This window comes from Cellulophaga sp. BC115SP (genome assembly GCF_009905545.1).
GTDB lineage: Bacteria > Bacteroidota > Bacteroidia > Cytophagales > Spirosomataceae > Flectobacillus > Flectobacillus rivi.
Genome location: NZ_JAAALB010000084.1, coordinates 1 through 8,724 on the forward strand (window position 1 = coordinate 1; position 8,724 = coordinate 8,724).

Below are 8,724 nucleotides of genomic sequence, written 5' to 3' on the forward strand. Positions count from 1 at the left end.
CGATTGAACAATACGTCCAATCCTGGCTCATAGATAGGGATGATGCCATTCTTCATTTTTTCGACTTTCTTTTCGTCAATATCCACACAGGTTACTTGGTTTCCTGTCTCGGCGAAGCAAGTCCCTGTTACAAGACCCACGTAGCCCGTTCCAATTACAGCAATTTTCATAAATAAGATTTTTAGCGAGCTTGAAAAAAAACTTGCTTGATTTTTTCTTTACAGATAAGGTAAATAAATAAATTATTAGTAATAAAATAACGTTTAAACAAACGCCTCGGATCCTGCATCAATCGATAGAACCATTCTAACATATATCGTTGCATCCACAAAGGCGCTCTTTTTTCAACACCCACTAACATAGGGAAGGCACCACCGACCCCTAACATCACTGCATGAATACGACCTTTCATCGATGCCATCCATTTCTCTTGCTTAGGACATCCCAACGCAACAAACAAGATGTTTGTACCCGTACTATTGATAGTATCTATATACTCTTGCTCCTCCTCTATTGTAAGAGCCCTAAATGGAGGTGAAATCATCCCTGCAATTTGAAGTGAAGGGTACTTTTCTTGACAGTATATTTTCAGTAGTTCCAAAACTTCCTCTGTAGAACCATAGAAAAACACTTTCAAGTTTTGTAAGGAAGCCTCCTCTAATAATCTTGGCATCAAATCTGGTCCTGACACTTTCTCTTGTTGTATTCCGTATAACCATTTAAGAGCTTTCACAATCGGCATACCATCTGGAGTAATCAAATTTGCACCATTCACCACATTTGCAAAAGTAGCATCTCGATATGCTTCTATATTCATGTGAACATTTGCAATACAAACATAGGATGACATACGACTGTAAGCTGTCTTGCATAGATAAACCAAAACGTCATCAAATGATATACAGGAAACATCCATGTTTATAAGTTTCTTTCTCATTGTATTAGATAAGATTGTATGACATTCACGAAAGATTTAAGGCGCTAGTGCACATTCTAATTTAGAAAAATCAACTTCGGATTTCATTTATTACTCAATATTTCCATTATTCGATTCTCGAACCTTTCAAAGGTAAATAATTCAAGATAACGTCGATAGGCATTAGCTCTCATATCTTTTAATAGAATCGGATGTTGTATTAAATACTCTATTTTATCAGCCAATTTTTGTGGGTCTTTTTGTGGAATGACAAACCCTGTCTTACCTTCCTCTACTATACTTTTAATACCTCCTTCAGAGGTAGTAATTATAGGCAGGGAGAATTGCATAGCTTCCAGTAAAACAAGAGGGAAACACTCATTTTTATAATACGTTGGAAAAACAAAAAGGTCTGATGACTCAAAAATCTCTTGCTTTTCTACATCATACCTTTTACCTAAATATGATACATTTTCTGATAAATCCATATCCAAAATAAACTGCTCTAACTGAGTAGAAGAAATATCACCCCCTCCACCCACAAATACCGCTTCAAACTTCACTTCTCTCTTTCGCAGTATTACCAGTGCATTTAATAAGACAAGTACTCCTTTAGACTCTATCAAATTCGATAAAAAAAGTATCCTTAATGGCTTGATATCTTTGTAATTTTTATCACTATTAAGAAGTTTTAAATTAGGGATACCATTTGCACATATCTCAACATTTTGCTCATTTACAAAGCATTGAATATCATCATACAAAAACTTTGATAGAATTATAACTTTTGCATTCTCAAAAATATACTTATACAAAATAAAATTTATTTTACTTTTCGAAGCACTTTTAATACCCTTGTTATGTAAATGAAAAAATATCTTGAGTCGAAAGATCTTAAGAATACTAACGATTATCACGTCACGATAAAAAGCGAAGCCTGTAGTTGTGAGAGCAAAATATACTTTATGAGGTCTGAATAAAATAATACAACATAATACCTTAAAAAATAACCTGAATGCATTGTAAACTTTACTAAAGGACAATCTACCTGTATCATCTACAGACTTAGAAGCGAGTAAATTAATATACCTACAATTAAAACTAGCATTGATTAATACGCTATCGCTAATCCATTGTCCAACTTGGGAAGAGCCATGTACTGGTGGAGGCAAGTGAAGTAGAAACAGGATTCTTTCTTTATCGACAGTATCAGGACAAGTATATTTCTTCATATTTTTCTTGCATAGATTGAATTGAAAATTGATTATAGACAAAGTTGTATGCTATTTCACCTAATGTATTACGATCTATTTCATCTAGATTATCAAGTATTTTCACGTAATGATCAACATTGTTATTATCTACTTTAAATGTCCAGTCCTCTGGAAAAACCTCATTAAGACCAGTACAATTATTAATGATTGAAGGTAATTTGTGCATACTTGCTTCAACCGCCATCAAGCCTAATCCCTCGAAGTTAGATGGCATAAATAGATAATCAAAAGAAGAAAGAAACTGAGATAAATTATAAATACTTTCATAAATCGAAACATTCGATTTACTTTTAAGAGTTTTGCTGATGATATCAGAAAGAGATCCTTTACCCACTATATGAAAATGTAAGAATGGGTTATTTGACTTTAATATTACTTGAATTAATTCAGATATACCTTTTTGGTACTCAAATCTGCCAGCAAAAAGAATATTTATTTTACCAAGCTTTAGCGCAGGAAAAGGTTTTTGATCCGAAATTGAGATTCCATTATAAATAACTTCCAAATCCCTTCCCCCATAACTATCCACATAGGACTTTGCTACAGAACTAGATATAGCAATATTAATAAATTTTTCTTGAAAGAAGCGTTCGATCGTTAATCCGATAAATTTCCAATCGTTCCACAACTGTGTGTTGTGAATTGTACGAATTAACTTAGACTGAGTCCAAAATAATTTGGATAGTTTGAGGTAGAAATATACAGCTAAATCAGGGATTTCGGTATGAGTATGTATTACATTTGGCTTTTTGTGAAATAAATTGTACAAAAAGAAATAAATCGGAAAAATAATAATACCAAGTTTATTATTAGATATAACAGATCTATGGTAATTGATACTATTAGCTTTCATTTCCTGCAGAACAAGCTTAGTAAACTTAGACTTTCCCCTTACAACTTCAAAGATATGATATTCAATATTTGTCTTTTTTGAGCTGGTGATATTTAATACAACCCTCTCTGCACCCCCTAAATCAAAATGTGTTACAATGTGGTATACTCGCATCATATTCCTCCAATTAAAAGAACTTCTTTCATTACCTCAATTTGAAAGTATGGATTATATTTTTTATCAATAATTCTAAAACAATTTTCAATCAGAGCTTTTGACTTAGTCGGGTGTTTAATCAACCATTCACTAATACTTTTGCATAAAGACTCTGTATCATTCTCCACAAAAAAAGTACCATTAACTTCTGGAATTATTGCTTCAAACTCCGGCATCTGATTACTAAAATTAGAATGAGTCGCAATGGGAGTTCCAAAGGATAGTGCGTGTATGGCAGTTAACCCTATATTACCAGGCGAAATACAAATATCTGCATTATAAATTAAATCACTCAATTGTCTCTCATCGTAGCATGCTCCATAAAACCAAATATTCTTCGATATTTGTAAATCCTCAGCAAGCTGTACTAATAATTCTCTAGAGTTTCCCTCACCTACTAGAACCAAATTAATGTATAATCCATCTTCTCGTAAATGAGCCATTGCTTCTAATATTTGATGTAACTTTTTCCCTGGTTCGAGTCTTCCTGTGAAAATAAGTGTTGGATACTCATTACAAAAATGGGTTCTATAAACATCATTCTTTGTCAAAAACTTCCTAAGTTGTACATGCACATCATAATCTAAAGAATTTGCAATAACATGAAGCTTTTCAGTAGAATAGCCTTGATTGACTAATAGATGTTTGGCATACTCACTGTACAAAAACAACCCTTCTGAAGGAGTAAAAAACAATCTATTTTTTACCCTTGCGAAAAAAGTTTCTCCTCCTCTGCAACCATGAGTCCAAAAATATATTTTTTTACCAAGTAACCATCCCATATAAACGAAAACCCAATTTGAAAATGCTGCAGTATCAACTGTCATTATATAATATTTATAGGGTCTAAATAGTAATCTAATAATCCCTTCCTGCCATACAATATGTCTTCCTTTGATAATATTTTTAATTCGTCCCTTAAAACCCTTCAAATCGGAACAATTCATATCTGCTAAAGTACCTGGTACAGAATCGCCAAAATAAAAGTCACAATTAAGCTCATTATCCATTTTGTGATAAATTGCTTTTCTATAATGTGGTGGATAATTAAATATGCAACAAATGTTCATAGAAGTAAATTTATTAATCACACAGTAGTACTTTATATAATCAGCACCATTATAGTTAAGAATTTTTGCAGGGATTCCAGCAGAAACAGCTCCATCAGGAATATCCTTAGTCACTACACTATTAGCTCCGACAACAACATTATTTCCTATAATTACATGTCCAATTATTTTAACCCCTGGAAAAAGTATAACGTTATCCCCGAGAATAGCTGGACTATTATTATCAGCAAAGCGATTACTACCTATGGTAACACCTTGAAAAATAGTAGCATTTTTACCAATTGTGGCTCCAGAACGTATCACAATACAGCTAAAATGTGGAAAGAATAAACCAGACCCAACATTACAATCAAAATCGATTTGAATTCCAGTTCTTAGCTGATTTCATTTATGTATGAAAAATACTAGAAAATATAAAACATTGAATGGAAAATACTTCTTTGATCGTAAATAGGCTCCAACTCGAAATCAAAAAGTAATTTTAAATAAAGCATTAAATAGAAGTGCTCTGATTACTCCCCAGATTGTAACATCACTAATTCTTAACAGATCTGCTTTAATTAAGCTCAAACATTCATTCATATTACTTGTTCATTTAAGTCCAAATTCTGGGAAATAAAACTCGCAAATGATTCGTGATATAATGGAAAATTGCGCTAGTAATCCCAAAATGCCTTTTTTCAAAGATAAAATATTCCTCTGGGTTGTGACCAAGAGGCGTTCTGAAATGCTTCCATCTTGTGGTGAAGCTTTTTTGCGGATTGCACCAGATTGGCAATGCATCGTGAGTATCGCATGTACCTGATACTGAAGGAGCTACATAAATTCTAACCCCCTTTTTTTGAGCTCTCAATCCATAATCAAAATCGCCAAGCGAATGTTGAAAGAAAGAATCGTTCGTCCCTAGGATTCGAAATACATAATGAGGAACTAGTACAAAATTACCATTAAAAAAAATACATTCTTTTAATTCTCCATCCGGTTTAATAATTTTTTTTGAATTATCTCTTCCTCCGTAGGTAATCGTTTCGTTAGTGCAAGATAAAGTTGTACCAACGATAATAGCTTTATTTTCCTTTTTATTAGAGGCTTCTAACAGAACAGATATAGCATCATTGTATAAAAGTGTATCATCATTCAACCAAATATAAAAATCGTAGTTATTTACAGCGGAGGTATGCCAAGCAAGTGCCATACCTCTGTTCCAAAATAGACTCCCGTCTCCTTTGATTATATTCACACAAGGAAACAATGTACTTATAGATTGAGATGTTCCATCTGTGCTTCCATCATCAACCAAAAAAACATCTAATTGGAATCGATCAATTAGAACCTGACTAAATAAGTTATTTAAACAGCTAATTGTCTTATCTTTTCTGTTATGTACAGTTATTAAAACAGCAATTTTTTTCATAATAATAAAGTTGCACCTCATCAACGAGCTAGAAAGCTTCATAATTTACTTAGAAAGTAAGTATTACTTTTCACATTATAACAAACTTTGGTTAGCCTTTGCCTAAGAGTATATCTAACTAGAACTATTTATTTTACATTTTGTAAAAAAGGAAAATAATGATTATCGTATCTACGAAAAGGAGATATTATAATTCCTACTGAAATAATTTTCATCCTTATACAATCGGGCAAAATAAAATCACAATAATACGAATTAAGACAGATGTCGCAGGAATTATGCAAAAACATATTCTTGATAAAAAACACTTTTATTATTTAGGCTTACCGTATATGGCATAATGATTATCGTGGTAAAAATCTCTTTAATTTTAGCCACCAACTTAGGCATTAGTGCTTCATTGTTTGTGATAAACTATCAATGAAGTTTCCTGAATTCTAATACTTTATTTCAGCAACTTATTCAACTTAATTTTTCATGAATATTTATAATGATAACTAATTTTAAATGGCGATAAATACACTATTGTACTTTCCTATTTTTTATTAGGCTTCGAAAAATCTATTTTATATAGTAAAATGTCTTTTGTGAAAAGTGATTTAATCCATATACCTATTTCGTAATCACTAAGCTTTCTAAAACTTTTTGAGTATGATAATCCTATAACAGACCACAAAAAAAGATAAGACAAATCAAAATTGGTAAAATCTTCAACCCAAGCATAACACCATCTAAATAGAATATATATACCCACCAGTTTTGAGTATTGATTTTGACTTAAAAAAATCGATAAATATGCTCCTTTGGCAAATATCAAAAAATAGAGAGTAACACCGATTATTCCAGTCCAAGTAAATATGTTAAGTATTGAAACCTCATTAGCAAACCGTTCCTTTGACTGAAGACCTAGTAACTCTTTATTATACCATCCAAAACTTTCAGAATCATTTCCTCTAGCAGGAGTACGCCCCCAAATAAAATAGTTGTTCTTTATGGAAGATTCTATAACCTCTTTATATAGAAATGTTCTGGTATCTGCTGTTAATTTAATCTCTCGTCCATTTTGGATAATTACACCCTTATTTGATAAATTAAGGTACTCATCCATCTTAAAAATATTAAAAATATTAACACTTGCAAGAACTAAAAAGACAACTGGTAAAATAAGAGCAGAATAGTAAACAATTCTCAAAAATGCTCTGGATCTATAAAAATTAACGTAGGTTAATAACGATAAAATTATAGGTATGACAAACTTAATTATATTGCTTCTAGCATCTAAGTCGGATAATATTATAAGGATAAATAAAAAAAACAAGAAATACTTCTGTTTGAAACCAATCAATGGAAAAAACAAAGATAAAATACTTAAGGGTGCAAGATATCTTCCGTAACCATCGCCGATTAAAAATGGAATAAAAAGGAAAAATAAGGGTAAGGCGACTCTCCACCATCTATTAAAAATCAAGCTAAAAAATAAAATGTCTTGGGTAAGAATTGCTATAAATGGTAGAAACATTGTTAAACTTGTTTGAACTAAGTTTTTCCATTCCCAATAATTACTCGCGACAAAAAAGCCTCGAATGATTGACACTAAATACCAAATTAGGAGTAATTTTAAATAGGTAAAACCGTTGTTTTCAAAGCGTTCTTTAACTCTAAGGTAGTAATACATTCTTACAAAAAATAGCAATGCGATAATAAACACTACCCACCAAAGAAAGGTATTCCCTAAGGGTATGGTTGTAGTTGGTACTATAGAGGCTATGGTAATCAACAAAATAATTATTGATGTCAACTTGGGAGCCATATTACATTTTGGGATTTAAAATATCGGAATAAAGTTTAAAAATTGATGCTACATTTTTTGCAATAGAATACTCAGAATTTACAAAATCATTTCCTCTTATTGCAATTTTTTGAGCTTCAGTTGGATTTTTCATAATCCATTCTAACATTTCCGTTAATAAATCTATATTTGATTCAATTATAAAATCATCCTTAAAGTGTAAATCTCTTAATCCATCAACGTTATATAGTATTGATGGAATACCACAAGCCATTGACTCAAGAGCCGCAATACCAAGCCCCTCATACAAAGAAGGCATAACAAAAACATCGCTAACTATCAAATAATCCCTAACATTAGTTTTATTTCCTAAAAATACTACATTTGAATTCAAGCCAAGTTTTTCTGCTAATTCCTTTTCATATGAAAGTTCAACACCACATCCTAAATGCAGATATGTTATATTTTGTTTTTCATTTATTGCAGATATGGCGTATAGTATTGCAGAATGGTTCTTTATTTTGCTACATCCCCCCGTTGATATAATTACAAAATTATCTTGAGGAATTGATAGACTTTCTCTCATCTTTATTTTTTCAATAATAGAATTTGGCATGAAAAATTTTTTATTATCATACCAATTATTGATTCTGATTGTAGGATTTTTATAATATTTTAACTCATTTTCAAATACACTTTGACCAATAGATTGAATGACCAAGCCAAATACTTTTTTAGCTATTTTACGCTCCAAATAAGCTTTAGGCCAAGTAAAAAATCTATTTTTAAATACATTGTGAACAGTATAAAGTGATTTCACTCCTGCAAATTTTGCAATTACAGAAAATATAAATTTTGCATTAGCTCTATGAATATGAATAATATCAATTTTATGAATTTTAATGAATGATAAAATATCTAATACGTAAGATACAAGCTTAAAATTCAAATAGCTAGATGGTATAGGCTTATGAAAAACAGCAATACCATTTTTTTCGAATTCAATCGCATATTCGCCTAAACTATTACCAATTGCTAATGCATACAATTCAACACCTTCGTGTTGAAAAATTTCTGCTGCGCTAGCGTACATGATTTCAGCACCTGAGTACTTTATTTCGTTAAAAATATGGAGAATTTTCATTTAAATGAGGACATTATACAAATTAAAATTTAAGAGATAAATGAAAATTAAGCTAGAGTATATTATAAA

At 31.3% G+C, this 8,724-nt stretch carries 8 protein-coding genes; all 8 read right to left on the bottom strand.

Features of this window, described 5'->3' with window-relative positions; genetic code table 11:
* A partial coding sequence (locus GVN22_RS26125) for a 3-hydroxyacyl-CoA dehydrogenase NAD-binding domain-containing protein (RefSeq protein ID WP_166553616.1) occupies nt 1–170 on the bottom strand: 170 nt, incomplete at its 3' end.
* An 11-nt stretch (nt 171–181) separates the two neighbouring features.
* On the bottom strand, nt 182–937 hold the full coding sequence (locus GVN22_RS26130; RefSeq protein WP_166553957.1) for a WecB/TagA/CpsF family glycosyltransferase: 756 nt from the start codon (nt 935–937) through the stop codon (nt 182–184).
* An 83-nt stretch (nt 938–1,020) separates the two neighbouring features.
* Entirely contained in the window at nt 1,021–2,148 is a 1,128-nt protein-coding gene (locus GVN22_RS26135; protein ID WP_166553958.1) for a glycosyltransferase family 4 protein, read from the bottom strand.
* Complete coding sequence (locus tag GVN22_RS26140; RefSeq protein ID WP_166553959.1) at nt 2,126–3,199, bottom strand: glycosyltransferase family 4 protein; 1,074 nt, start codon at nt 3,197–3,199, stop codon at nt 2,126–2,128. Before GVN22_RS26140 ends, GVN22_RS26135 begins: the two co-directional genes overlap by 23 nt.
* Entirely contained in the window at nt 3,196–4,611 is a 1,416-nt protein-coding gene (locus GVN22_RS28510; protein WP_370520487.1) for a glycosyltransferase, read from the bottom strand. Before GVN22_RS28510 ends, GVN22_RS26140 begins: the two co-directional genes overlap by 4 nt.
* Nucleotides 4,612–4,903: 292 nt before the next feature.
* On the bottom strand, nt 4,904–5,722 hold the full coding sequence (locus tag GVN22_RS26150) for a glycosyltransferase family 2 protein (protein WP_166553960.1): 819 nt from the start codon (nt 5,720–5,722) through the stop codon (nt 4,904–4,906).
* A 535-nt stretch (nt 5,723–6,257) separates the two neighbouring features.
* Nucleotides 6,258–7,532, bottom strand: a complete 1,275-nt coding sequence (locus GVN22_RS26155; protein ID WP_166553961.1) for a hypothetical protein — start codon at nt 7,530–7,532, stop codon at nt 6,258–6,260.
* A 1-nt stretch (nt 7,533) separates the two neighbouring features.
* The gene (locus GVN22_RS26160; protein ID WP_166553962.1) at nt 7,534–8,655 is read right to left on the bottom strand and encodes a glycosyltransferase family 4 protein; all 1,122 of its coding nucleotides are present in this window, start codon (nt 8,653–8,655) and stop codon (nt 7,534–7,536) included.
* Between the last annotated feature and the right edge of the window lie 69 nt (nt 8,656–8,724).